The organism is Polycladomyces subterraneus, assembly GCF_030433435.1.
Classification (GTDB): Bacteria; Bacillota; Bacilli; order Thermoactinomycetales; family JIR-001; genus Polycladomyces; species Polycladomyces subterraneus.
On sequence record NZ_JANRHH010000014.1, the window covers coordinates 44,938 to 69,712 of the forward strand.

Annotated in this window: 25 protein-coding genes, 3 tRNA genes and 1 other annotated feature; of the genes, 8 read left to right on the forward strand and 20 right to left on the reverse strand. The window is 52.5% G+C overall.

Annotation, left to right across the window (positions count from 1 at the left end):
* Positions 1–40 precede the first annotated feature (40 nt).
* On the reverse strand, positions 41–1,252 hold the full coding sequence (locus NWF35_RS03015; RefSeq protein WP_301237608.1) for a S8 family peptidase: 1,212 nt from the start codon (positions 1,250–1,252) through the stop codon (positions 41–43).
* 323 nt (positions 1,253–1,575) lie between these two features.
* On the opposite strand from NWF35_RS03015, the gene NWF35_RS03020 reads away from it, so the two are divergent.
* Positions 1,576–2,880 (forward strand): ArsB/NhaD family transporter, encoded by a 1,305-nt coding sequence (locus tag NWF35_RS03020; protein ID WP_301237609.1) that lies wholly within the window; start codon positions 1,576–1,578, stop codon positions 2,878–2,880.
* A 112-nt stretch (positions 2,881–2,992) separates the two neighbouring features.
* Here NWF35_RS03020 and rplT read toward each other — a convergent pair whose 3' ends face one another.
* The 5 genes from rplT to ytxC all read right to left on the reverse strand — a co-directional run bounded on the left by rplT (position 2,993) and on the right by ytxC (position 7,481).
* Entirely contained in the window at positions 2,993–3,352 is a 360-nt protein-coding gene (rplT, locus tag NWF35_RS03025) for a 50S ribosomal protein L20 (protein WP_205493719.1), read from the reverse strand.
* 43 nt (positions 3,353–3,395) lie between these two features.
* Positions 3,396–3,593: a 50S ribosomal protein L35 gene (gene rpmI, locus NWF35_RS03030; protein WP_301237610.1), complete on the reverse strand. Its 198-nt coding sequence runs from the start codon at positions 3,591–3,593 to the stop codon at positions 3,396–3,398.
* Positions 3,594–3,606: 13 nt separating this feature from the next.
* The gene (gene infC / locus NWF35_RS03035) at positions 3,607–4,119 is read right to left on the reverse strand and encodes a translation initiation factor IF-3 (RefSeq protein ID WP_301237685.1); all 513 of its coding nucleotides are present in this window, start codon (positions 4,117–4,119) and stop codon (positions 3,607–3,609) included.
* A 31-nt stretch (positions 4,120–4,150) separates the two neighbouring features.
* Positions 4,151–4,268 (reverse strand) — a sequence feature (ribosomal protein L20 leader region).
* A 56-nt stretch (positions 4,269–4,324) separates the two neighbouring features.
* Positions 4,325–6,253 (reverse strand): threonine--tRNA ligase, encoded by a 1,929-nt coding sequence (thrS, locus tag NWF35_RS03040; protein WP_301237611.1) that lies wholly within the window; start codon positions 6,251–6,253, stop codon positions 4,325–4,327.
* Positions 6,254–6,587: 334 nt separating this feature from the next.
* Complete coding sequence (gene ytxC / locus NWF35_RS03045) at positions 6,588–7,481, reverse strand: putative sporulation protein YtxC (RefSeq protein ID WP_301237612.1); 894 nt, start codon at positions 7,479–7,481, stop codon at positions 6,588–6,590.
* A 182-nt stretch (positions 7,482–7,663) separates the two neighbouring features.
* On the opposite strand from ytxC, the gene NWF35_RS03050 reads away from it, so the two are divergent.
* Positions 7,664–8,188 carry a PH domain-containing protein gene (locus NWF35_RS03050; RefSeq protein WP_301237613.1) on the forward strand — a complete coding sequence of 175 codons (525 nt, stop codon included), beginning with the start codon at positions 7,664–7,666 and terminating at the stop codon, positions 8,186–8,188.
* 313 nt (positions 8,189–8,501) lie between these two features.
* Here the strand turns inward: NWF35_RS03050 and NWF35_RS03055 are convergent, their stop codons facing one another.
* Positions 8,502–9,173, reverse strand: coding sequence for a metal-dependent hydrolase (locus tag NWF35_RS03055; protein ID WP_301237614.1), 672 nt, complete (start codon positions 9,171–9,173; stop codon positions 8,502–8,504).
* Positions 9,174–9,289: 116 nt separating this feature from the next.
* On the reverse strand, positions 9,290–10,399 hold the full coding sequence (gene mqnC, locus NWF35_RS03060) for a cyclic dehypoxanthinyl futalosine synthase (protein ID WP_301237615.1): 1,110 nt from the start codon (positions 10,397–10,399) through the stop codon (positions 9,290–9,292).
* A gap of 156 nt (positions 10,400–10,555) precedes the next feature.
* Here mqnC and NWF35_RS03065 point away from each other — a divergent pair, with 156 nt between their 5' ends.
* The 6 genes from NWF35_RS03065 to NWF35_RS03090 all read left to right on the forward strand — a co-directional run bounded on the left by NWF35_RS03065 (position 10,556) and on the right by NWF35_RS03090 (position 16,175).
* Positions 10,556–11,317: a MerR family transcriptional regulator gene (locus NWF35_RS03065; RefSeq protein ID WP_301237616.1), complete on the forward strand. Its 762-nt coding sequence runs from the start codon at positions 10,556–10,558 to the stop codon at positions 11,315–11,317.
* A gap of 574 nt (positions 11,318–11,891) precedes the next feature.
* The gene (locus NWF35_RS03070; protein WP_301237617.1) at positions 11,892–12,365 is read left to right on the forward strand and encodes an SgcJ/EcaC family oxidoreductase; all 474 of its coding nucleotides are present in this window, start codon (positions 11,892–11,894) and stop codon (positions 12,363–12,365) included.
* 282 nt (positions 12,366–12,647) lie between these two features.
* Positions 12,648–13,184 carry a 6-carboxytetrahydropterin synthase QueD gene (gene queD, locus NWF35_RS03075; RefSeq protein WP_301237618.1) on the forward strand — a complete coding sequence of 179 codons (537 nt, stop codon included), beginning with the start codon at positions 12,648–12,650 and terminating at the stop codon, positions 13,182–13,184.
* On the forward strand, positions 13,181–13,897 hold the full coding sequence (locus tag NWF35_RS03080) for a 7-carboxy-7-deazaguanine synthase QueE (RefSeq protein ID WP_301237619.1): 717 nt from the start codon (positions 13,181–13,183) through the stop codon (positions 13,895–13,897). Before queD ends, NWF35_RS03080 begins: the two co-directional genes overlap by 4 nt.
* A gap of 21 nt (positions 13,898–13,918) precedes the next feature.
* Complete coding sequence (queC, locus tag NWF35_RS03085; protein WP_301237620.1) at positions 13,919–14,605, forward strand: 7-cyano-7-deazaguanine synthase QueC; 687 nt, start codon at positions 13,919–13,921, stop codon at positions 14,603–14,605.
* Between the two features lie 94 nt (positions 14,606–14,699).
* Positions 14,700–16,175 carry a thioredoxin-like domain-containing protein gene (locus tag NWF35_RS03090; RefSeq protein ID WP_301237621.1) on the forward strand — a complete coding sequence of 492 codons (1,476 nt, stop codon included), beginning with the start codon at positions 14,700–14,702 and terminating at the stop codon, positions 16,173–16,175.
* Between the two features lie 26 nt (positions 16,176–16,201).
* Here the strand turns inward: NWF35_RS03090 and NWF35_RS03095 are convergent, their stop codons facing one another.
* From NWF35_RS03095 to mutM, 12 genes are all read right to left on the reverse strand, one after another.
* A complete protein-coding gene (locus tag NWF35_RS03095) occupies positions 16,202–16,792 on the reverse strand; it encodes a nitroreductase family protein (RefSeq protein ID WP_301237622.1) in 591 nt (196 codons plus the stop codon).
* A 150-nt stretch (positions 16,793–16,942) separates the two neighbouring features.
* Positions 16,943–17,031: transfer RNA gene (locus NWF35_RS03100), tRNA-Leu, on the reverse strand.
* Between the two features lie 14 nt (positions 17,032–17,045).
* Positions 17,046–17,120 (reverse strand) — tRNA-Gly (locus NWF35_RS03105).
* Positions 17,121–17,129: 9 nt separating this feature from the next.
* A tRNA-Phe gene (locus NWF35_RS03110) sits at positions 17,130–17,205 on the reverse strand.
* A gap of 97 nt (positions 17,206–17,302) precedes the next feature.
* Positions 17,303–18,238 (reverse strand): primosomal protein DnaI, encoded by a 936-nt coding sequence (gene dnaI, locus NWF35_RS03115; protein ID WP_301237623.1) that lies wholly within the window; start codon positions 18,236–18,238, stop codon positions 17,303–17,305.
* Positions 18,235–19,719 carry a replication initiation and membrane attachment family protein gene (locus tag NWF35_RS03120; protein ID WP_301237624.1) on the reverse strand — a complete coding sequence of 495 codons (1,485 nt, stop codon included), beginning with the start codon at positions 19,717–19,719 and terminating at the stop codon, positions 18,235–18,237. Before NWF35_RS03120 ends, dnaI begins: the two co-directional genes overlap by 4 nt.
* A gap of 101 nt (positions 19,720–19,820) precedes the next feature.
* A complete protein-coding gene (gene nrdR, locus NWF35_RS03125) occupies positions 19,821–20,285 on the reverse strand; it encodes a transcriptional regulator NrdR (RefSeq protein ID WP_212774369.1) in 465 nt (154 codons plus the stop codon).
* A gap of 201 nt (positions 20,286–20,486) precedes the next feature.
* A complete protein-coding gene (locus NWF35_RS03130) occupies positions 20,487–21,527 on the reverse strand; it encodes a glyceraldehyde-3-phosphate dehydrogenase (RefSeq protein WP_301237625.1) in 1,041 nt (346 codons plus the stop codon).
* 268 nt (positions 21,528–21,795) lie between these two features.
* Positions 21,796–22,407 carry a lytic transglycosylase domain-containing protein gene (locus NWF35_RS03135; protein WP_301237627.1) on the reverse strand — a complete coding sequence of 204 codons (612 nt, stop codon included), beginning with the start codon at positions 22,405–22,407 and terminating at the stop codon, positions 21,796–21,798.
* Positions 22,365–22,979, reverse strand: coding sequence for a dephospho-CoA kinase (gene coaE / locus NWF35_RS03140; protein WP_301237628.1), 615 nt, complete (start codon positions 22,977–22,979; stop codon positions 22,365–22,367). The genes NWF35_RS03135 and coaE overlap by 43 nt, the downstream gene beginning before the upstream one ends.
* Before the next feature lie 233 nt (positions 22,980–23,212).
* Positions 23,213–23,893, reverse strand: coding sequence for a sporulation membrane protein YtaF (ytaF, locus tag NWF35_RS03145; protein ID WP_301237629.1), 681 nt, complete (start codon positions 23,891–23,893; stop codon positions 23,213–23,215).
* A 44-nt stretch (positions 23,894–23,937) separates the two neighbouring features.
* On the reverse strand, positions 23,938–24,762 hold the full coding sequence (gene mutM, locus NWF35_RS03150) for a DNA-formamidopyrimidine glycosylase (RefSeq protein WP_301237630.1): 825 nt from the start codon (positions 24,760–24,762) through the stop codon (positions 23,938–23,940).
* Positions 24,763–24,775 lie beyond the last annotated feature (13 nt).

Below are 24,775 nucleotides of genomic sequence, written 5' to 3' on the forward strand. Positions count from 1 at the left end.
GAACAAAGAAGACGGCCGGGAACCCGGCCGTCTATTCATCTCAATACTGTACCGCACGATAAGCATTAATGCGCCCATATCGCCAATACGTTCCCATTCCGGGAACCGCATCCGTCGTTTTCGTAATGGCGCTAATCACGTTGGCATACGAACGGCCTTGCGCTTTTAAAAGTGCGGCTTCACCGGAGACTAACGCGGCCGCCGGTGAGGTGCCACTAGCGTATCCATATCCGCCACCGCGCCGCGTGGTTTCGATGTCCACACCGGGAGCAGCCACGTCCACCCATATACCATAGTTAGAAAAAGAGGCCTTTTTATCATCCATATCGGTTGCACCCACGCATACCACCTGAGAATAGTAGCACGGCCAAGTGACACGGTTTTTACCGTCGTTGCCGGCAGAGGCCACCATCACAACACCTTTGCTGTAAGCGTAATTGACCGCGTTGGACAAAGTGGTGCTGGATTGATAGCCGTAGAAACTCATGTTGATCACGCCAGCACCATGATTGACTGCGTACTGAATCCCCTGTGCGATGTTGGCGATGGAACATGTTCCATCTCTCCCACATACCTTGATCGCCAGGATTTTCGCGTATGGCGCCATTCCGGCAATACCCGACAGGTTGTCGGTCTGCGCGGCGATGATGCCGGCCATTTGCGTACCGTGTCCACCGAATTGGGTGTCATCGTCCATCGGGTTGGTATCTTTGTTGACATAATCGTAACCCTTGATCACTTTGCCGGAAAGTTCCGAATGCGTATCATCCACACCGGAGTCCAACACTGCAACCACGGTGCGCGAACTGCTTCTCGCCTTGTCCCACGCGATGTCTGCCCATACCTGTTTGACTCCCCACTGACCGGTGATGTAGTAGGGATCTTTCGGATAAACGGGATAGCCGGGGAAATAGTCCTGTAGGCGGAAAACGGCATTGGGTTCGGCATACGCCACCCCTGGCATCCGTCGATACATTTGGACGGCTTCCTCCACTGTCTTGCCTTTGACTTTGACGACGTCAAATCGGAGCGGTCCCCGTACGCTTTTCACAACTTGCATTCCCATTTTCCGATGAACGTCGAATGCCGTATCCACGGAAGTATCGTCACGAAATCCGACGATCAACTCTTCCGTCTCTTGTGAATCAGGGTGTCCTCCACTTTGAGAATAGACCGGAGAAGAAGCCATCGGTTGTATCCACATCCACAGGACTGTTACGAAAATCAGCGTAATCATCCATTTTTTGCTCATAAAATCCCCCCGTAAAATCAGTGGATCTAATATATCCTTAGCGCATCGTCGCATAATTCACCATACTGCATTTTTCCTAATATTCATATAAAAGGAGTCATGTGCAAGGGGAGATGCTATAGACAGAGTGGATCAACATAAGGCGGTCTTTATTTCAAAGATTTTTCACTGTACTTCCGTTTACATCCTTTGTTGTTTGAGATATGATTAAAGAAGAATTGAATAAGTTTTCGACTATCGGAGGAGCCTGTCACCAAGGGCTCCTTTTTGCTTTTTTCGAGGGCCCTGCAGAGGGCTTCCCACTTTTCGGGAGGAGAGTGAGTATGGGGCAAACCACAATTGCCATCACGATTTTTCTGACCACCTATGCCATCATCGTCACGGAAAAAATCAATCGGGCCGTGATTTCACTGTTGGGTGCGTCTTTATTGGTCCTCTTCGGGGTGCTGGACACTGATCGGGTGTTTGAACAATACATCGAGTGGAATACGATTACCTTGCTGATTGGCATGATGATCCTGGTGGGCATTCTCAACCAAACGGGGGTCTTTCAATATGTAGCCGTCAAATCCGCCAAAGCGGCCAAGGGAAACCCGATCCGCATCCTAATTATTTTCTCTCTGCTGACAGCATTGGCATCCGCCTTTCTCGACAATGTAACCACTGTTCTGTTGGTGGCTCCCATCACACTGGCAGTCACCTACATATTGAAAGTGAGTCCGGTTCCCTTTTTCATCTCTGAAATCATCGCTTCAAACATCGGTGGAACTGCCACTTTGATCGGCGACCCTCCCAATATCATGATCGGATCGGCCAATGAACATCTGACATTTAATGCCTTCCTGATCCATCTGGGGCCTGTCATCGTGGTGATTCTCGCTGCTACCCTGTTGTTGTTATACGGGATCTATCGAGAACAATTGAGCACCCATGAGGAACATGTAGACCGATTGATGGAAATGGATGAAGAAGCCTTTATTCAGGATCGTAGATTGGCCAAAAAATCATTGTTCATTCTTGGACTGACCATCCTCGGATTCGTGTTGCATTCCTTCATCCATATAGAAGCCTCCGTCATCGCCATCACCGGGGCAACGGTGCTGATGCTCATCGGCTTGGACAAAAAGAAAATCGAATCGGCATTCGATTATGTGGAATGGGAAACCATTTTCTTTTTCGCTGCATTGTTTACGCTTGTGGGCGGATTACAGGAAGTGGGGGTCATCAAGCATTTGGCCGTTCAGCTGTTGGAACTTACGAATGGCAATATCCCATTGGCCGCCACACTGATCTTGTGGGTCTCCGGGATCGCTTCGGCCGTCATTGACAACATTCCGTTTGTGGCCACCATGATCCCATTGATTCAGGATATGGCAACCACCCTCGGACTTCCCACCAACTCTCCGGAAATGAATGCGCTGTGGTGGTCGTTGGCACTGGGCGCATGCCTGGGTGGGAACGGCACCATCATCGGCGCTTCCGCCAACGTGATCGTGGCCAATATCGCGGCCCGGGAAGGCAAGGGTTTTAGCTACGTGGAGTATCTGAAAGTGGGTGCTCCCGTGACGCTTCTGTCTTTGGCGATCGCACAAGCGTATCTGTACCTTCGGTATTTGATTCATCTCTAGGATACAAGAAAAAGTATGGTCGCTTCGATTCAAATCTCTCTTCAATCATGTCAACGTTGATCCTCCAATCAAAACCCCCTCGCCCATAGGGACGAGGGGGAGATTGCATATATCAAGCGTTCAGTTTTTCTTTCGCCAAGTTGGCCAGCTCGGCAAACGCTTTTTGATCGTTCACCGCCAAGTCAGCCAGCATTTTGCGGTTGATTTCCACACCCGCTTGTTTCAAGCCGTACATCAACCGGTTGTAGGACAAACCGTTCATCCGTGCAGCGGCGTTGATCCGGGTAATCCACAATTTGCGGAAATCGCGTTTGCGCTGACGACGATCGCGGTACGCGTACATCAGCGACTTCATCACTTGTTGTTTCGCAGTGCGGAACAATGTATGTTTAGAACCAAAGTAACCTTTGGCCAGTTTCAACACTTTTTTCCGACGACGGCGCGTCACTACCCCGCCTTTTACACGTGCCACAACCAATCCCTCCCGAAATCAATCCAACAATTTGTGAAAAACCTTATTTGTAGGCGATGAGTTGCTTGATCCGTTTCACATCGCCTTTGGCCAAGATGGCACTTTTGCGCAATTTCCGCTTGCGCTTCATGGTTTTCCCTTCCAGCAAGTGACTTTTAAACGCATGATTGCGTTTTACTTTACCTGTTCCCGTTTTGTTGAAGCGTTTGGCCGCAGCGCGGCGAGTCTTCATTTTCGGCATGCAAAGCTCCTCCTCACTGCTGTTTCGGACTCAAGATCATGATCATCTGGCGCCCTTCCAATTTGGGCTGGCGCTCTACTTGAGCGAGATCCTCCACTTCCTTGGCCATCCGGTTCAGGATACCCAAGCCGATCTCTTGGTGCGTGATCTCCCGTCCGCGAAAGCGGATGGTCAGCTTCACTTTGTCCCCGCTTTGCAAGAACTTCTTCACATTGCGCAGTTTGGTCTGCAGATCGTGCTCCTCGATGGACGGACTGAGACGAACTTCTTTGACCTGGATGGTTTTTTGCTTCTTGCGCGCTTCTTTTTCCCGTTTGCTCTGTTCATAGCGGAATTTGCCGTAATCCATGATCCGGCACACCGGCGGCTTCGCTTGCGGCGCAACGTTGACCAGATCCAAATTGGCTTCCTGCGCCATGCGGAGCGCTTCCCTAAGTGGTACGACCCCGATCTGATCTCCGTTGGGGCCAATCAATCGAACCTCACGGGCACGAATCGCTTCGTTGACCTGATGTTCCCTGCTGATAACCTGCCACCTCCGAGGGGTATTTGGGCTGGATAAGAAAAAAGTGCGGGCACACGCCCACACTTTGTCTCCGAATCATCGACGATGACAACCTTCCAACTGCGCAAATGCGTCGAAAGGTGAGAAGCGGGGCGCTTCTGCTTGATCACCGCTCAATCATATCATGGGCGGTTTTTTTTGTCAAGCATACAAACCTTTGCACAGATCACTTCTTCGCTTCGATTTCCCGACGGATCTGATCGATCACTTCCTCCACCGGCCGGGCACCCTGATCTCCTTCGGACCGGTGACGAACGGCTACCGTGCCGGCTGCTTGCTCTTTTTCGCCGACAACGAGCATATACGGGATTTTTTGCAGCTGGGCCTGACGTATCTTGTATCCGATTTTCTCATTGCGGTTGTCCAGTTCGGCACGGATGCCCGCTTCTTTCAAGCGGTCGACCACCTGCTGTCCATATTCGTTGAAGGACTCAGAGATGGTCAGCACACGCGCCTGAATGGGAGACAACCAGACCGGCAAGGCGCCTTTGTAATATTCCAGCAAGAAGGCGACAAACCGTTCCATCGTCCCGACGATGCCACGGTGAATGACCACGGGACGATGCGGCTGACCGTCTTCACCGATGTATTCCAGTTCAAACCGGTTGGGCAGATGGAAATCCAATTGAACCGTCGACAGCGTTTCGTCCTTACCCAAAGCGGTTTGCACCTGCACATCCAGCTTGGGTCCGTAGAAAGCCGCTTCCCCTTCCGCTACCACATACTCCAAACCGAGGTCGTCCATGGCATTTTTCAACATCTGTTGCGCCATGTCCCACATCTCGTCATTCTGAACGTATTTCTCCTTGTCTGCCGGATCACGGAACGACAAGCGGTACCAGAAATCCTTGATACCGAAGTCCTCGTACACCCGCTGGATCAACCGTACCACTTTGGTGAATTCGGATTGGATCTGATCCGGGCGGCAGAAGATGTGGGCATCGTTGAGCGTCATGGAACGAACCCGTTGCAGACCGGCCAATGCACCTGACATCTCGTAACGGTGCATCGTGCCCAGCTCAGCGATCCGCACCGGCAGATTGCGATAGCTCCGGAGTTCGCTTTTGTAAATCATCATATGATGCGGACAGTTCATCGGGCGAAGTACCAATTCTTCATTGTCCATCCGCATCGGCGGGTACATGTCCTCATGATAATGATCCCAGTGACCGGAGATCTTGTACAACTCCACATTGGCCAGATGCGGTGTGTACACGTGATGATACCCCAGCCGTTCCTCCAGATCAACGATGTATCGCTCAATCACGCGGCGAATGGTCGCTCCGTTGGGCAACCACAGCGGCAATCCCTGCCCTACTTCAGGCGTGAGGGTGAAAATCTTCAGCTCTTTGCCCAGTTTGCGGTGATCCCGCTGTTTGGCTTCTTCCAACCGTTTCAGATATTCGTCCAGTTGCGATTTCTTCGGCCATGCGGTGCCGTAGATGCGTTGCAGCATCTGGTTGTTGGCGTCTCCCCGCCAATAGGCGCCGGCGATGCTGAGCAGTTTGAATGCTTTGATCTTCCCGGTCGACGGCAGATGCGGCCCCCTGCACAGGTCGAAAAATTCTCCCTGCTCATAGATCGTGATGGTTGCATCCTCCGGTAAATCACGGATGATCTCCAGTTTCAGATGATCGCCGATTTCCTCGTAGATCCGGATGGCCTCCTCACGCGAGACGACTTTGCGCTTGATGGGAAGGTCCTCTTTGACGATCTTCTCCATTTCCGCCTCGATTTTAGGCAGATCTTCCGGGGTGAGGCGAACCGGCAGATCGATGTCGTAATAAAACCCGTCCTCAATCACCGGACCGATCCCCAGTTTCACATCGGGATACAGCCGTTTGATCGCCTGTGCCATCAGGTGCGCGGTGCTGTGACGATACACTTCCAACCCTTCCGGATCGTCCAGGGTGAGTATCTTCACCTCTGCCTGATCCGGCACTTCGGTGGAAAGATCGACCGTCTTGCCGTTGATCATACCGGCAACTGCTTTTTTGTGCAGCCCTTTGCTGATTGAAGCGGCGACATCTTCCACCGTAACCGGCCGATCATACTCGCGAACCGAACCATCGGGCAATTTGACCGCTACGCTCATGCTTCTTCCTCCTTTTCGACAAATAAAAAACGCCCGGCCCAAAGGGACGAGCGTGGTTGTCGTGGTTCCACCCTTTTTCGGACACGCCCATATCGGACATGTCCCTCTCATCACGGATAACGGCGTGAACCCGGCAACCGATACTGATTCGTCCCCTACACGAACGTTCCCGGTTGCAGCATCGGAGGTGGTAAAACGATCACCAGCGGGTTCGAGGGCTTCCAGCCGATGGCCCCCGTTCTCTGGCAACCATGTGTGACCGTTTCATGTCCTCGTCATGGCCAGTCCTCAAATTGAAATTTGTATGTATTATAACGGCAGGAGGAAACCCTAGTCAAGCATCCGAGTGCGATTGGGCCTCCTCCCCGCAGCGCGCACACCCCTTACATATATGGATTCGGCCTTCGAACACCTGCTTCAGGGTTCGGACAACATTGGCCTCTTCGTGACGAGTGTGCATAATCACTTGTTCGGGTGCCACAGTAAGCAGCGTGCTGACAATCAGGTCTTCGTGCGAAAACGCTTGTTCCAGCAACTCATCGATCGTACTGTCCGTCTCCTGAACGGTGAGTGGTTTCCCATCGGATTGCAAGAGTTGGAAACAACGATCCTCTACATGCATCACATGGACCAACGGGACCTTCGGTTGTTGCATGGAGACAAAGTAACGCAAGAGTTGAATAAATTCCTTGTACTCCTGGTCCAGGAGATATTCGTCAATGGCGTGGTTCACCAGTTTGTGCAGCGCCCGCAGATACGACTTTAAACGGAAAGTGATAAACCCATCGACGGATAGCATGGAGCTGGTGTGAAGAAAACGTTCCAGGTGACGGGCGATTTTTTCCTTTCTCTGCAAACGAAGACGAGACGACTGCCCGCTTTTCTCACTGGCAATCCGGCCGGCATACGCTTCAATCTGTTTGATTTCGCCCGGCTGTTGTGCCTGATAACCACGCCGGATCAAGCTCCGGATCATGGCCGGTTCCCGGTAAGACAAGATAAAATGGGCAATCCCTTTTCCCAGTTCCCGACAGACGGTTTCTTCCGCCTTTGTCCCTCGTTTGAGACAGGAAAACCGAAACACAACGCGATCTGGCGTTTCCCATTCCTGCAACCGGCAGTCCCACCCGGCGGCAGCAAGATGTTCCTGCCTGCGGTTCAGGCAGCGCCTGAGCTGATCCACTTCATTCTGCGCTTGATTGGGCAATGTGATCAGATACGCCGCCATCCCCGTCCGCTCCTTTGTCCAATAAGTGTTATTCCTAGTATATGGGTTCAAAAGCGGAGGTATACATGAATCAATCAGACGGCCTGCGGAAGGAAAATTAATACCTTTTGGCAATAGACTGAAATCGGTTTATTTTTTAAGATGGAGTCATCTCCCCCTTGTGCAAAAAGGAGGTATGTGCGATGCCAACCCCGCAGGAAGTACGTGCACAAATCAAGCGGTTGGGATTTAATCGGGTTCGTTCTTGGATGGTTTGGCGGGAAATCAAGCAGTTGCCACAAGTGCTATTGGAAGGGGAAAACATCGAATCCTTGGTGTACGGTCGGTACCAGAACCGTCACGGCATTTTGGCGGCTACAAATCAACGGTTGATCTTTCTGGAGAAACGGCTGTTTTCCCTGCACGTCGAGACGTTTGATTACCACAAAATCGCCTCAGTTGGCTTTTCCACCGGTATTTTGTTCGGCTCATTGGAGATCCATGTTTCCGGCAATCATCTCCGCATCAGTGGCATTGATAAAACACGCATCCAACCACTCGTCGCCACGATTCGGCAACGGATTGTCCAATCGGCCGAATCGGCCATAAAAGTACCCCTGGATGACGACATCCTGATCAAATTGGAACGGTTGGCCCGGTTGAAAGAGCAGGGAGTAATCACCAACGAAGAAATGTTGGAACAAAAAAAGCGGATCTGGGCCAGCTGATCCGCAGATAGCATATAAGCGACTATAGACAGACAGTATCCAGGCTCCGCTCCGTATCCTCGTGACATTCGGGTGGGCCCTTTTTCTTTGTTTCTCAATCTAAAAAAAGTCGCTTACTGGCAAAAGAACCGCTCTGCTTTCACATTCACTCTGGACCTCACCCGAATTGTTTTCGCTCAATGATGTTCCAAGCAATCATAAAAAAGTATTTGACGGGTGACCGTTTGCGGGAAGAAATCATTAATCCCGAAAAAAGCTGTATCCCGGAAATGTGATCCCGAAAAACAGCCTTCACGGCGGTGAAGTGCCTTAGTCAGCGGCAGCGCAACTCACTTGGTTGGGGAAGTGAAAAGAGTCCCGCCGCCACCGCTTCCTCATAAAAAAAGGAGAATACGAACCATACCATCAACAAACAGGCACACCACAAAGCGATAATTCCCAACACCTTGTCCAATCCACCACCCGTTTTCACGCGAATTCCCAATGCCTTGAAACCGACTTTCAATTTCCATGGCCAAAAAAGTGGAATCCCTTTCGGCGTCATGGCATCTGTCAGCAAGTGGGATCCGTAGCCGGCCACCGCTGCCAATGCATATTCGGGCCATGCCTGCTGCATCACCCACGCCAAAAAAACCGTGCCGACAACGGAATGGGTAATCGTCCGATGTGGAACAAAGGCGACTACCATCGCCCAAATTCCGCTAGCCCATGCCCAAACAGGCCCATGATAACAATAGGAAAGGAACAAGACCACCGCTCCCAGGAGTGCCAGCAAAATGGAGCGGAGTTGAAAGGATTTGGGGACAAATCGGAATAACCATTCATTCAGCATACTGCCGTCTTCGTCAATATCCGGCAATAAGGACGCAAAGCCGGCAACAGCAATGGTAGTTACCGTCGGGATCAATTTGTCGGAAACCCCTGTCACACCGGCCACAATCGTTCCGGTCGCGATCCCGACCGCCAGGTGGGTTTTTCCGGTCACCAAACTCCCCTCCATTAACAGTTATGGAAACATATGTTTGGTTTTTAAAGAAGGAAAAAGCACCGGGCGCGGTCATTCCGCTCCGGCGCTCGTGGTTTCACTACCCGCTGATTGAATCAGTTTTGCATCACAAAATCCTTTTCCACCGATTCGTTTTCCCTGAAAATCCGCAGAATCTCATATTTGGTGTTGCGTTGGGCGGGAATCTTGCCCGCTTCGCGAATCAGGCGGAGGATCATGTTGGTATTCACCTTGTACGTCGTGCCAGCGGCGGAGACGACGTTCTCCTCGATCATGGTACTTCCGAAATCATTGCAGCCGTATGAGAGAGACAATTTCCCGATCTCCGGTCCCATCGTCACCCAGGACGATTGCAAGTTGGGAATGTTGTCCAGCATGATACGGGAGATGGCCACCGCTTTCAGATACTCTTCCGGCGGGAGCTTTTCCCGTTGGAGATAGGTATTTTCCGGCTGGAACGTCCAAACGATGAAAGCGAGGAATCCGCCTGTCTCATCTTGTGCTTCGCGAATGCGCAGCAGGTGCAGTACCCGTTCCTCCAGCGATTCGCCAAACCCGATCACCATGGTGGCCGTGGTGTGCATCCCCAGACGGTGCGCCGTCTGCATCACATCCATCCAGTCGCGCCATGATCCTTTCAACCGGCTGATCTTCCGGCGGGTTCGGTCGTCCAGGATTTCCGCTCCGCCACCGGGGATGGAGTCCAGGCCGGCCTCTTTCAGTTGGCGGATGACTTCTTCCAGAGGCAGACCCGAGACTTCTTTCATCTTCAAAATCTCTGCCGGGGAGAACGAATGCATATGAATATCGAACCGCTTTTTGATCTCCCGCAGCAACTGGGTATAATACGAGAACGGCAGATTGGGGTTGGTCCCGCCCTGCATCAAAATTTCCGTGCCGCCTACATCGATCGTCTCCTGGATCTTGCGAAAAATCTCCTCATTGGACAGCACATATCCTTCATCCGATCCCGGTGCCCGGTAAAATGCACAGAACCGGCAATACGTATCACAGACATTGGTGTAGTTGATGTTTCGCCCGATCACAAATGTGGTAATCGGTTCCGGGTGACGGCGTTCCATCAGCTTATTGGCCGCCCAACCCAGTTTTTCGATCTCGTCAGATTCCCAAAGGGCGATTCCCTCTTCCAACCCGAGTCGTTCCCCGTTCAATGCACGCTCGAGCAGCGCGTCGATTTTGGCCATACGATCATCCTCCAGCTATTCAGGGTCTCGGACCGTACATACCTTCCATATCCATCCTACCACAAAACTCGTCGATTTGTCTTGACACCGAAAAAAGGCTTGAACCTGACGTTACGTCAGGTTGTATGCTGTAACCTGCAGAAAGGAGGGAACACGATGGAAGAGCGCCAGTGGAAAATCGGGGAACTGGCCCAAGAGACAGGGCTTACTATCCGAACCTTGCATTACTACGATCAGATCGGGCTGTTAAAACCGTCCCGCCACACGGAATCTGGCCATCGCGTCTACACACCGGATGACGTCATACGACTGCAACAAATTTTGTCGCTCAAAAGTCTGGGGTTTTCACTGGAAGAGATCCAGGCATGCTTGCAAAAACCGACATTCTCCCCGGAACACATCATCGACCGACAGCTGGAGCAATTGGAGAACAAAATCCAACTCATGCAAACACTTCGGGAACGGTTGATCCTGATCCGGCGCTGGTTGGACACCCGTCAGAAAGTCAATACGGAGACATTGCTTCATACGTTGGAGGTGATCCGCATGAGCGAACAGCTGCGTGGAAAGTATTACACCGAAGAACAACTGAAGCAACTGGAAGAACGTCGTAAACTATTGGGAGAAGAAACAATCCGTGAAACGGAACGCGAGTGGCCGGAGCTGATCCGGCGGGTGCGGGAAGAGATGGAGAAAGGAACACCCCCGCATGACGAAAACGTACGGAAATTGGCTCGGAGATGGAAAGGGCTGGTAAAGATGTTCACCGGAGGCGATCCCGGCATCCGGCAGTCCCTGCAACGCATGTATGAGGAGAATCCAGATTTCGGGGCACAGATGGGGCTGGATCAGAAGATCTTTGCGTATATCGGCAAGGCCATGGACGCGGACAAAGACGGAAAGGGCCCTCAGACCTGATCAATCGCTCGGGGAACATCCCATCCCAGTATGTGTCCGCTTCCCCCAGGGTAAACATTTTTCGGGATGGTTGTTAACTTCAGGCCGGTGAATACCGGCCTGAAACATTTAACTACGATAGAAGTTGTATCTCTGATGAGCCTGTCCGCTTCGCTATCCCGGATGGTTCCACCTGCGCCCCGCAAGGAAGCTCGTTTTTGCCTTTTTGAACGGGGGAGCGCATGACGCGGGCAATGTACATGGCTTAAAGGAAATTGCCCATGAATGTACCGGTGCTTTCCGAGTCGTAGCTGGTTAGGGGTTGGTCAGGCGAACTTCTGGAAAACCTTGCGTCCTGACCAGACACGAAAACGGGAAATCGGTGCCCGCAGATTGTGTCAACAACGGCTGCTTCCCTTTTCAGTTGTTTTCATAATCCCCGATCCCGATGTGGAACAAGAAACCGAGAACATATCCTAAAGCAAATCAAAAATGTCCATCCCACCGATATGTTGGCTTCCAAGTGGAAATTGCTATATATTGTAAGGAAGTAGCACATACGCCTGTACACAGTCTTCCAAGGAGGAATTGAAACATGAGCTCCCCTACATTTGAACCGCCATACTCAACTGATGAGACCGAAGTTCGTGCACTCTATCAACAACTGTTGGATGGTTGGAACAAGCGAAGTGCCGATGCCATGACCAGTCCTTTCGCTGAGGACGGGGAACTCATCGGCTTCGATGGAAGCAATATCACAGGTCGGACAGAGATCGCTTCGCATCTTCAGCAAATCTTTGCCGATCACCCCACTGCCGCCTTCGTGGCCAAAGTCAGAGGCGTGCGCTTTTTGAGTCCTGAAGTGGCGATCCTACGCGCGGTCGCAGGTATGGTGTCACCTGGGCAGACGGACATTGAGCCCAGACTCAATACGCATCACACACTTGTCACTGTGAAGCGTGCGGACAAGTGGCGCATTGTGCTCTTTCAGAATACCCCAGCTCAATTTCACGGAAGACCGGAGTTGGTTCAGAAAATAACAGAGGAGCTACGGCAGTTGCTATCTTGAGTTGACTCAACCTGAAGAGACACGCTTTTCCGCGTGTCTTTTTTCGATCCCTGGCGCTTTGCAGCCAATCGATGGGGTTCCTCATTTCTCCTTTACCAAAAAGTGCAGCACAAAAGCTGTGAAAATATGTTACACTTACCACGGGAAAAAGCTTTTTCGGCCCGTGGTTTGCATATTCTTTGCAAACGGGCCTTTTTCGTGGTGATTAGACCGCGAAATCCCTTGTCCATCAAGAGTGTCGAGAACCCACCACTCTTAAAACAACACTAGGGAGCGATTAACATGTGTGAAAAAAATCTGTGGGACGAAAACGGAAGTGAAACAGCAGGGGAATCCCTCGCGCCGGGAACGTACCGTTTTCCACCCAAACTGCAAGTATTCGGTCGGGATATTCAAAAAGAGCAGTTGAAATACCACCACCGTCGCGTGGCTGTGGAAAAATCGTTCACTTTCGATGCGGCACACCATCTCCATCTGTACGACGGCAAATGCAAAAGCCTACACGGCCACACGTACCGGTTGGTGTTGCAAGTGAGCGGATATGTCAATGAGATCGGTATTGTAGTCGATTTCAAGGATCTGAAACAGTTGGTCAAGGAACGAATCATGAAACCTTTGGACCATCAATATTTGAATGAAGTGCTGCCGCCCATGAACACCAGCGCGGAAAACATGATCGTCTGGATGTGGGAACAGTTGGAAGAAGGGTTGGCGAACATGGGTAAGCCGGAGCAGGAATTGCGTCTGGAATGGTTGCGTCTGTACGAAACACCCACCAGTTCCGCTTTCCTTAAGCGTGAATGGATGGTGGAAGCATGATGCAGACACAGGAGCGAGACGCGAAAAATCTCACCCTTCCCATGGTGGAAATCTTTCAGACAGTGGAAGGTGAGGGATTGAAGTCAGGCTATCCGACCACCTTCATCCGCTTGTACAACTGTAATCTGCGTTGCACTTGGTGCGATACCAAGTACAGTTATGCACCATATCCACCCGAATTTACCGCCACGATCGGTGAAATCGTGGAACAGGTGGAGCGCTACGGTAATCCCTGCATTTGCCTGACAGGCGGGGAACCGCTTTTATACGAAGAGAAAGCCTTGGCGTTGATCCAAGAATTGGCTGCTCTCCCATCGGTGGAAGACATTCACATCGAAACCAACGGCGCCATCCGCCTCAACCGATTCGATACATGGCGGAAAAGCGTACCGGAAGGAAAAAAAGTACGGTTTGTGATGGATTATAAGCTCACTTCTTCCGGTGAGCGGGAAAAGATGATCGAGAGCAATTTTCATCTGTTGGACGAGCGGGATGAAATCAAGTTCGTCATCGCCAACCGGGAAGAGTTCGATGAAGCGATGGAAGTGGTTCGCCGTTGCGTAAGGAAAGGGAATATTCTCTTCAGCCCGGTGTGGGAGACGCTTCCCCCGAGTCAGCTGGTGGAATGGATCTTGGCCGGGGAGAACAAACGGATCAAGCTAAACCTGCAAACGCACAAATACATCTGGGACCCCGACAAACGAGGCGTATGACGGAAATGGAGGAAGAGGAAGATGAGCGAAAAGGCGGTTGTCATCTTGAGCGGCGGATTGGACAGCACCACCTGCATGGGTATCGCCGCCGACAAAGGGTATGAAATTTACGCCCTTACCTTCGATTACGGCCAACGCCACCGACACGAAGTGGAACACGCCAAACGCGTGGCCCAATTTTACAACGTCAAACAGCATCGGATCGTGCAGCTGGATTTCCTCCGCCAGATCGGCGGCAGTGCTTTGACCGACCCGGAGCTGGAGGTACCAACCGAAGGGGTCACGGACGACATTCCCGTCACCTATGTGCCGGCCCGCAATTTGATCTTTTTGTCCTTGGCCACCTCCTACGCTGAAGTGGTCGGTGCCCACACCATTTTCATCGGCGTCAGCGCCGTCGATTACAGCGGGTATCCAGACTGTCGTCCGGAATTCATCGCGGCGATGAACGAAACGATCCGCCGCGGCACCAAGACATCGCAGCAGGAACGACCCATCGTCATTGAAGCGCCGCTCGTTCATTTGTCCAAGGCGGACACGATCCGGCTGGGCACCCGATTGGGTGTACCGTATCATTTGACCACTTCCTGCTACCAGGGACAAAGTCCGGCTTGCGGCGTTTGCGACAGCTGCCGGCTACGGCTAAAAGGGTTTGCCGAAGCGGGTGTAGAAGACCCGATTCCGTACGTGACGCGTCAACCGTCATGACATGATGAGCTGATCACGGGTGAAACCACCCGTGTTTCGTTTTTTTAGCCGATGGTGTATGCTACAACCAAACCATCGCGAAGGGGGCTTCTCTATGGTAAGGGCACCTGAATTTCCGAAGGACGGTATGTGGCTCAACACGGATCGCCCGCTCTCCCTGGAAGAATTGCGTGGACACGTGGTCCTGCTGGATTTCTGGACCTACTGTTGCATCAACTGTATCCATGTGTTACCAGATTTGGCCTATTTGGAGAAAAAATACGAAGCGGAACCGTTCGTGGTGATCGGCGTGCACTCGGCCAAGTTCCACAACGAGCGTGACCCGGAAAATATACGAAATGCGATTGCCCGATACGAAATCGAACACCCAGTGTATGTGGATTCGGATCACCAGGTATGGGACGCCTACGCAGTAAACGCCTGGCCCACCTTCATGCTGATCGGTGCCGATGGACGCGTGGTGGCCAAAGGGTCGGGTGAAGGATTGCGAGAGGCGCTGGACCACCATATCGGACAAGCACTGGCAGACGCACGGAATCGAGGAATCTTGGCAGAACGGAAAATAGATATTCGACGCCCACCCGTCCCGGAACATCCGCTGTCGTTTCCCGGCAAACTGGCTCTTCATCCCACAACGGGGCATCTGTTTGTCACCGACTCCAACCACAACCGGATTTTGGAGCTGAAGGTGAATGGTAATCGGGCCCAAATCGTGCAAAAGATCGGTTCCAGCCGAATCGGGGCAGAGGACGGAAACTTCGACACCGCCACCTTTTATCGGCCGCAAGGATTGGCCATAACTGACCAATTTCTCTATGTCTGTGACACGGAAAACCATATGATCCGCCGACTGGACCTTGTCTCCCGCAAGGTCGAAACCCTGGCCGGCACAGGGGAACAAGCCCGCTGGGGGGCGAAGGGCGGATACGGTCCGACGACTCCGCTTAATTCCCCTTGGGATTGCACCGTGGTGGGTGATCAATTATTGATTGCGATGGCCGGACCGCACCAATTGTGGAAACTAGATTTGACTACCCAACAGGTGGAAGTATTTGCGGGCAGCGGCTGGGAAAACATCGTCGACGGCCCCGCCGAACGGGCGCAACTAGCCCAACCCAGCGGGATTGCCCACGACGGAGAACGTCTCTATTTTGCCGACAGCGAAGTCTCCGCCCTGCGCACGTGTGATTTGCAAACCGGTGAAGTGCGCACGTTGATCGGTCAGGGGTTGTTTGTCTTCGGTCTGAAGGACGGCGATTTCGACTCCGCCTTGCTTCAACATCCATTGGGCGTGGATGTGGCGGGAGACCGCGTGTATATCGCCGACACCTATAACCACGCCATTCGCGTCGCCCACTTGCCCACGAAGCGGATCGAAACGCTGATCGCGAGGAGCGATGCTACAACCTGCCGGATCGGGGACGAGGCCTGCGAAGAACTGCCGCTGAATGAACCCAACGACGTGCTATTCCACGAAGACAAACTATATATCACCGACACCAACAACCACTTGCTCCGCGTGTTCCATTTGACTACACGGAAGTTGGATACGCTGAAATTGGTGGAATAGCAAACAGCCCGCCATGATGCGGGCTGTCATTTATGATAGGGTTCATCCTTATCGATCCACCGCGTTTTTTCACGAGCAGGAGTCCGCTTTTTGACGGGAGCATCGATAGCGGGGTAGCCAACGTATATAAAGCCGACCAATTGTTCCTTGTCTCCCAAGCCGAACAGTTTCTTCATTTTCGGATGATAACACGGCATGCCGGTGCGCCAGATCGCCCCCAATCCCATTGCGCGGGCAGCGAGCAACATGTTTTGCACGGCCGCGTGAACAGCCGCCAGCTCCTCCACCATTTCCACTTTGGGATCGTCGGACGGGGAAACCGCCACCGCGATTACCACCGGAGCGCGAAACGGCTTTTGCTCTTCTTTCGCCAATTTGGCCTTGTTTTCGTCCGTTTCGGGGTCCGCCATCTTTTCGCGTGCGATCTCCACCAATGTACGCGCCAAGGGACGGCGTCCCTCACCGGTCAACACAAAAAACCGCCAAGGCTCCGTCATATGATGACAAGGCGCCCACACAGCCGCCTCCAGCAATTGCTCGATCATCTTCTGCGGCACCGGGTCCGGTTTCATGACGCCGATGCTTCGACGTGTACGGATTGCTGTCCAAATATCCAAACCGATCCCCTCCTTCAATCCATTTATGATTCATTGTAAACCATTTTCCAGGAAAATGCTTGTTCCAAAAATAAAAGCCCTCTTCCCGTTGGAAAGAAGGCTTCGATTGTAACCCTACAGGATCTTGTCATATACCTCGGCATGGCTGTTTGGTGCCGAGGGTCGGACTCGAACCGACACGGTGGAAACCCACCCCAGGATTTTAAGTCCTGTGCGTCTGCCAATTCCGCCACCCCGGCAAATGATAAAAAAATGGAGCGGAAGACGGGATTCGAACCCGCGACCCCCGCCTTGGCAAGGCGGTGCTCTACCCCTGAGCCACTTCCGCTCATTGAGATGGTGGTTCGGGACGGAATCGAACCGCCGACACGAGGATTTTCAGTCCTCTGCTCTACCAACTGAGCTACCGAACCACTGTCATCCGATTAAGTTCAACCGACGAGAATTATTTTATCACGCCCGTCCAGAGAAATCAACACCCTTTTTCAAAAAATCCGGGACCACGGCCAATCAGGATGATCGTTGGTTTTCTCTCCAGTTGGGGCCATCCACGAAATACACGTCGACATAATGGCGAATCCGCTCCATAATCCGTTTGGCTTTCATCCGCTCCACACCGCCTTTGTGGGAATGGGCCAAATGATCCTCCAGCTCGTCCAACGACAGGTTGGAGGTGTAAATGACAGGCAGTCCCTCGGCTACGCGATATTGCAAAACAGCCCCCAGCACCTCATCGCGAATCCACGGTGTCATCGTTTCCGCACCGATATCGTCCAGAACCAACACGGACACTTTTTTGAGTGCATCCAATTTGTCCGCTACTGACCCTTCATTGATGGCATCGCGTAACTCCCGCATAAATTCAGGCACATACACCATCAAGGAATCCACATTGTAATTGACCAATTCCTGCGCAATCGCACCCGCGATCCGACTTTTGCCCACACCCAGCGGTCCATATAGATATAATCCGCGGCGAGGCTTGCCATGAGCAAACTGACTGCAAAAATCGATGGCCGCCTCCAAAACCGGCATCCGTTTCTGACTCACATCGATGGATTCAAAGGTGGCCGACAACACGTCTTGCGGGATATGATGACTGCGGATCAAACGGCTTCGTTTTTGCTGTTCTTGGTGAGCCTCCCACTTCTCACAAGGCGTCATCCGGAAATCAAGATATCCCGCATAAACGGTCAGCTCCGATCGGTGTCCCTGCACCAGGTTGGGGCACCGGTCCAACCCTGGACAACGGGAACAATGTTCCTGCTCCTGCACGTACTGGTGCAAACGTGACAAAGAACGGCGATATACTTCCATCGGGATATCTGGATGCTCTTGGGCGAATACTTGTAGAGAAGGGTGTGACAACAAGATCCGCAACTGTCGTTCCGGATCGGTATTCAACTGTTTTTTCCACTGACTGACGTATTTGTCAATCGAATTCACTGACGATTCCCCTTTTCACCGAGGCGTTTGCGCATCAGGGTCAGCTTCGCTTGGATTCGGGCCCGCTTTTCAGCCAGACTTTCCGCGCTTTCTCCGATAGACTGGGCATCATCCCGAGTTTGAGAAGCCTGTTGTTGGGCACGCTCCATCTGCATGGCCACCGCGTAGGGGAGCTTCTCTTCCCGGATCGCTTTGGTCCGTGGGCGTGACGAGGTGAGCCGACTGTTCTCCTGTTGTTTTTTCCACTCCCAATTCAACTCGCGGCGGGCGATTTCCATCGCTTCCCGAGCGGTCTGCACTTTTCTCCGCTTCCAATGACCAGCGATTTTTTCCACCAAGGCTTTGGGCAGTTTGTAGTCATGCGTATACAATACGTATTCTAGCAGGACGTTGATCACCCCATGCGGCAAGCCATATTCATGCATCAGACGGGCGACCAGTTCGACATCGGCATCAGGGATGCGCATTCCATCCTGAAAATACGACAGCAATTCCAAGGGTGACAGTTGCTCCAGTTCCCGGATATGTTTCTCTTCTTCCGTCATGGCGTCAGGTGATTCCTCCGGTTCGGGTAAGGCCGCTTTTTCCCCTTCCTTTGAGAGCAACGCTTTCTTTTTAATCATGGGTGGTTCGCCGTACTGCAACCGGTATTCCTTTTTAACAAACTGGCGCAAGCGCTCAATATCGATCTTACCGCCCCTGGTGATATACGGATTTTGCAACGCCCGAAGCAAATCCGGATCACTCAGCCCGTACAGGAACCGGATCTCCTGAATTTGCCGCTTCACCTCGTCCGTCCACGCCTCATCCGGGATTACCGTTTTTAAACGGGAACGGATCATATCAAACGAAGCCTCATCCCAGTGAAACGGCGGGACTTGTCCATCCTTCACTTCTGATGGTTCCCGCTCCAACGGCAAAAACGATTGGGTATCCGACTGTGCGGCCGCCACTTCAGAAGGAGACAAACATCCGAATACTTCTTGAAACGATTTGGTGACATTCACTCTTTCATCCGGTTCCCCAGTATCTCCTTCTCTGTTCAACAACTGCCGACGGAGCGCCAGATAGGAATCCTTACCCAAACGGTGATACAACGTAATACTCAGTACATCACTTTGAAAAAAACGCTCCGGTACCAATGGCGGCACCAGCTCGTACTCGATCCGGTGGGTCGTGTTTTCGCGCACTTCATACGTATTGAGCAGGCCCACACCTTCCAGCAAAAATCGATTTTCCAACAAATCCTGCCAAGAAACGGACAACAGATTCATCAGATACAAATGGGAATGGGCATCCGATCGACCAGCCCGATCCGGCGGTGCCTGATACGCTAAGGTGAGATACAGAGCGATGGCGGTCGAACCGACGATCGGTTGATACAGATGCAACAATCCGATGATATCCGCCAGATGAATGGGGCGGCGGGTTCGGCAGATCCATTCGTCGCGCGGTGTACACTGATTCCATAACATCGACATCCACCAAGCCCCCCGTCGCTTCGTCCAAAATCGTTCTCTTATTTTATCACAGGAAAACGAAAGCGACATAACCGCCACTGAACCACATCAGATCGACAAGATCAGGATTTTCCCGTCCTGTTCAACAAATCCTCCAATTCCCGCACAAATGCATCGATATCCTGAAATTGCCGGTAGACGGATGCGAACCGCACATATGCCACTTCGTCCACATCCACCAGCCGCTCCATGATCATCTCACCAATCTCCTTAGTGGGAACTTCCGTTTCCCCCCGCTCGCGCAAAGTACGTTCGATCTCATCCACGAGCGCTTCCAGACGTTCCAGCGGCACATCACGCTTTTCACAAGCGCGGAACAACCCCCGCAGGATTTTTTCCCTGCTAAATACCTCCCGTCCCCCGTCCTTCTTGATCACCATCAGTGGTTTTTCCTCCACAGTTTCAAAGGTGGTGAACCTCCTGCCGCACGCCTCACACTCGCGACGCCGACGGATCGATTTTCCCTCGTTGGCCGGACGGGAGTCCAGAACCCGGCTTCCCATGCTCCCGCAAAAAGGGCACCGCATGCAACATTCCTCCCCATATTGGACCGTTGACTGTTTCGTATGTAAAGCGTTTGCCCAGTCCGTCGCTTTGATAGTATTCCATCTTACAGGAAATTTGCAACAGGAAATCGGTGTGGGACAAAAAGAAAGAACCGGCTGTGGGAGGCGTCTGCTCCTCTCCACTGGCCGGTCAACATGGCAAGATTGGCGGGGGATCCATTGTTAGACCGTAGCTTCTTGTCTCACTTTCGTTTCATGGTTCAAAAACGAACCAATATGCTTGACCAAATCGACCACTCGACAAGAGTAGCCCCATTCATTGTCGTACCACGCCAGCACTTTCACCTGCTTCTCGCTGATCACCATCGTCGAGAGCGCATCAATAATGGCCGAATGGTCGTTGCCGTTGAAGTCGGAGGAGACCAGCGGGAGTTCACAGTATTGGAGATATCCTTTCATTGTGGTTTCCGCCGCTTTTTTCAACACATGATTCACCTGTTCGACCGTGACCGGCACGTAAAGTTCGGCCACCAGATCCACCACCGACACGTTGGGCGTGGGGACGCGCAATGCCAACCCGTTCAGCTTGCCGTTCAGTTCGGGCAATACTTTGCCGATCGCTTTGGCTGCACCGGTTTTGGTCGGAATGATCGATTGAGCACAAGCACGGGCCCGGCGCAAATCCTTGTGCGGATTGTCCAGGTTTTTCTGATCGTTGGTATAGGCATGAACCGTCGTCACCAACCCGCTTTCGATACCGAACGCATCATGCAGTACTTTTACCACCGGCGCCAAGCAGTTGGTGGTGCAGGAAGCATTGGAGACGATATGGTGTTTCTCCGGATCGTAATCCCCTTCATTGACCCCCATGACAATGGTCACATCTTCGTTCTTGCCCGGAGCTGTGATCACCACTTTTTTCGCGCCCGCCTGCAAGTGCAGTCCGGCACCCTCCCGGTCGCGGAATTTGCCCGTCGCTTCCACCACCACATCCACACCCAGTTCCGCCCACGGCAACCGGGAAGGGTCACGATCACCCACCAGCTTCACTTTGTATCCGTTTACAATGATCCCGTCATCCACCGCGCGCACGTCGTCCGTCATCATGCCGTGCACGGTGTCGAACTTGACCAGATGGGCCAGTGTCTCCGCCGGATAGGTGGCGTTGATGGCCACAATTTCGATGTCAGGATCATGAATCGCCTTGCGAAAAACCATTCGCCCGATCCGTCCGAATCCGTTGATTGCCATTTTTAGTGGCATAATAATTCCCCTTCCCGTCCTTTTATAACATACCATTCCCTTATATATTATAATCAGTATGTCACATTTTGCAACGTGGAAAAAAAATAATCCTCGCCCTGATTTTGGCGGGAGGAGTTGATTGACATACGCGATATGGATCAGATGCACACCACCCATAAATCGGGTGTTGGAAGTTTGAGTGTAGAAAGAAAAAGCGTGCCCGGATCGAAACGGATCGATCCAGGCACGCCCCGATTTGTGTCATACTATATGGAGCTTGTGCGGTTTATTCGGGTGCCAGCGGTCCGTAAATCGTCTTGTATTTCTCGTAGAAAAACATCACTCGTTGGATGTAATGGCGTGTTTCCCCATAGGGAATCTGTCGGACGTGCGCTTTGGTTCCATCCCATCTCCCCTGTTTGAGCCATTTTTGCACGTTGCCCGGCCCTGCATTGTATGCGGCGACCGCAGCCACCTTGTTTCCCTTGAATTCCCGGGTCAATCCGGCGATCCACCAAGAGCCGATATGTATGTTGATCGCGGGATCTTTCACGTTCTCGCGAAACGTCGGCGGAAATTTGCCGTGTTGAATGGCCCAATCCACTGTGCTGGGCATTAACTGCATCAATCCTTCGGCTCCTTTAACGGATCGCTTGTTGGGGTCAAATTTGCTCTCCACCCGAATAATGGCCATCACCAAAAACGGGTCGGCTCCGTTGACCTCAGAGCTGTAAAAAATCTGCTCCTCATATTTCAATGGGTACATCCAACGTACAAACAAGGGAAGTGCCACCAATAAGACTACTGCCACAGTCAAAAACGCGATCAGCATCGTCCGCTTGCGAGGCAGGGCAACTAGCGCCGGTCGTAACCATTTTTTGAGTTTAGCAATTTCCATATTTGATCAACCTGTCTTTCCGTTTCTGCCAAGCTTCCTGAATTGTCAATCAAAAAGTCAGCAAAACGTTTTTTTACTTCAATGGGTAGCTGACTGGCAACCCGTCGCCTAGCCTCCTCTTCGCTCAGACCGTCCCTGGCCATCAGCCGTTGCAATTGCAACGACTCCGGGACATATACCACGATAACTTTTTCGACTGATTTCGTCAAATTCCCTTCTATCAACAGCGGAGTGTCCCAAATGACGATACCGTCGGGATCGCATTTCCGACGCTGCTCCGTCAATTTTTGCATTCGTTCCACGATCAGGGGATGCAACAACCGGTTCAATGTTTCCCGCGCTTCGGCATTGCGAAACACCCTTGCTCCCAGTGCCTGCCGATCCAATGTGCCGTCAGGGTGGAACACCTCTTCACCGAACCGGACACGAATCCGATGCCATCCTTCGGTGTGCGGTTCCACCACCTCACGCGCCACCTTGTCGGCATCGATGATATGTGCCCCCCGTTCAGCCAACATCCGGGAAACTGTACTTTTCCCCGTCGCAATCCCGCCGGTCAATCCGATAATCACATCCTCCCCTCCCTTTTAGACGATGCCTCGTGAATACTGTTCAATTGCATTCCCGGCTCGCTCCACATGCGCCCTGAAAAGAAGCAGGTTATGGCCGCTCCGAACCGGAACGCAGGACGCGGGCAAAGTACGCTTCGCTTAGAGGAAGTTACCCGCGATTTCATTCCGTGCTTACCCGGGTCTTCGCTCGGCCGGGAAAGTATTTGCTCCCTCACGGATTTACCAGACACGCCCTAGTGAATCAGACGGAACAGGCCGATGGCAATCATCAGCAAACCGGGCAGGTACTCGATCGAAGACACCCATCTTTGTCCCGACACTTTCCATCCTGTCCGAATACCGGCCAACAGAAACAGCGCACTGGTTCCTGCGATCGCCAATGCGAGAGGGAACGGCGGATACCCCATCATCGCCGCTCCCAAACCGGCTCCAAAGGCGTCCAAGGAGAGCGCCAATCCCAACCACACGGCTTCCATGGGAGAAATCACACCGGATCGGTCCACGTCAGCCGCCATCGGCGTCTTCAAAATCTGTACAACCAGTCCGAGCATCTGGATTTCAAAAGACAGTACGGTCTTGCCCAATTCCGCTTGCTGACACGCAACCGGTTCCTCCTCCCGTTGTCCATTGTTGCGTAATGTCCATACGCCGATACCTATCAAAATGAGTGCACCAATTAACCGGCTCCAAAACGGGGAGAAACCGTGTGCGATCCAACGTCCCGCATGCAGGGAGAGAAGCATCAACCCGCCGGAGAAGCCTGCTATGACACCGACCGAAGCGATCGGAATCCTCACTTTCCGCATTCCGTAGGTCATCCCGGCCACGAAACCGTCAAAGCTGACCGCGCAGGCCAGCAACCACATCGACAGGGTGGGCCACACTTTGCTCTCCCCTTTCTCATCGGACTCCACCCTATTTTATGTGGAAAGGGGAGCGGAAAGTGCTTATCCCGCAGTCACCGCTGACACTGCAGGCAAACGTGTGTACCTCGACCGGCGACGACCAGCCGCGTGATCGGTTCCCCGCAGCGAACACAGGGTTCGCCTTTCCGTCCGTATACCTGGATCTGCAGTTGAAACATCCCCATCTCTCCCTTGGAGTTGACATACGATCGGACAGACGAGCCGCCCAACTTCACCGCCTCGGACAAGGTGGAGCGAATGCTTTCGTACAACCGCCTCTGTTCCTCTTCGGTCAACGCATTCGCCGGCCGCTCTGGATGCAGGCCGGCGGTAAACAACGCTTCATCGACATAGATGTTGCCCAAACCAACCACAAACTCTTGGTTGAGCAGCAGCGCTTTTAACTTGGTTTTGCGTCCGGCCAACCGCGCACGGAACACGTCCAACGTAAAGTCATCCGACAGCGGTTCCGGACCCAGTTTGTTGAGCGGGGGGTGTTGTTCCTCCTCACCCGCTGGATAAAGATGCATTGTACCGAACTGCCGCACGTCGCGGTACCGCAACTCCGTTTTGTCAGTAAAACGGAAAATCACATGCGTATGCTTTTCCACCGGCTCATCATGTTGCGCCAGCGAATACCTACCTTCCATGCGCAAATGGGAGACGAGCACCCAATCACCGAAATAAATGCGCAGAAACTTGCCCCTGCGCCCCACACCGGTCACCGTAGTCCCGATCAACCGCTGGACAAACAGGTCGACATCTGGCGGTTCCTTTACAATTTTGGGCAGGAAAACGGCAACCTCCGCCACCGTTTTCCCAACGATCAATTGCTCCAGCGTTCGTCTCACTGTCTCCACTTCGGGCAATTCCGGCAACGTTCAACCCCTC

Coding starts and splice junctions, on each gene's coding strand:
- NWF35_RS03130 (WP_301237625.1), bottom strand. CDS start 21,527: ATGCCACTAAAAATGGCAATCAACGGATTCGGACGGATCGGGCGAATG.
- queC (WP_301237620.1), top strand. CDS start 13,919: ATGAGCGAAAAGGCGGTTGTCATCTTGAGCGGCGGATTGGACAGCACC.
- mqnC (WP_301237615.1), bottom strand. CDS start 10,399: ATGGCCAAAATCGACGCGCTGCTCGAGCGTGCATTGAACGGGGAACGA.
- queD (WP_301237618.1), top strand. CDS start 12,648: ATGTGTGAAAAAAATCTGTGGGACGAAAACGGAAGTGAAACAGCAGGG.
- NWF35_RS03070 (WP_301237617.1), top strand. CDS start 11,892: ATGAGCTCCCCTACATTTGAACCGCCATACTCAACTGATGAGACCGAA.
- NWF35_RS03050 (WP_301237613.1), top strand. CDS start 7,664: ATGCCAACCCCGCAGGAAGTACGTGCACAAATCAAGCGGTTGGGATTT.
- NWF35_RS03120 (WP_301237624.1), bottom strand. CDS start 19,719: ATGTCGATGTTATGGAATCAGTGTACACCGCGCGACGAATGGATCTGC.
- nrdR (WP_212774369.1), bottom strand. CDS start 20,285: ATGCGGTGCCCTTTTTGCGGGAGCATGGGAAGCCGGGTTCTGGACTCC.
- NWF35_RS03135 (WP_301237627.1), bottom strand. CDS start 22,407: ATGGAAATTGCTAAACTCAAAAAATGGTTACGACCGGCGCTAGTTGCC.
- NWF35_RS03090 (WP_301237621.1), top strand. CDS start 14,700: ATGGTAAGGGCACCTGAATTTCCGAAGGACGGTATGTGGCTCAACACG.
- NWF35_RS03015 (WP_301237608.1), bottom strand. CDS start 1,252: ATGAGCAAAAAATGGATGATTACGCTGATTTTCGTAACAGTCCTGTGG.
- rpmI (WP_301237610.1), bottom strand. CDS start 3,593: ATGCCGAAAATGAAGACTCGCCGCGCTGCGGCCAAACGCTTCAACAAA.
- NWF35_RS03065 (WP_301237616.1), top strand. CDS start 10,556: ATGGAAGAGCGCCAGTGGAAAATCGGGGAACTGGCCCAAGAGACAGGG.
- NWF35_RS03080 (WP_301237619.1), top strand. CDS start 13,181: ATGATGCAGACACAGGAGCGAGACGCGAAAAATCTCACCCTTCCCATG.
- ytxC (WP_301237612.1), bottom strand. CDS start 7,481: ATGGCGGCGTATCTGATCACATTGCCCAATCAAGCGCAGAATGAAGTG.
- NWF35_RS03020 (WP_301237609.1), top strand. CDS start 1,576: ATGGGGCAAACCACAATTGCCATCACGATTTTTCTGACCACCTATGCC.
- thrS (WP_301237611.1), bottom strand. CDS start 6,253: ATGAGCGTAGCGGTCAAATTGCCCGATGGTTCGGTTCGCGAGTATGAT.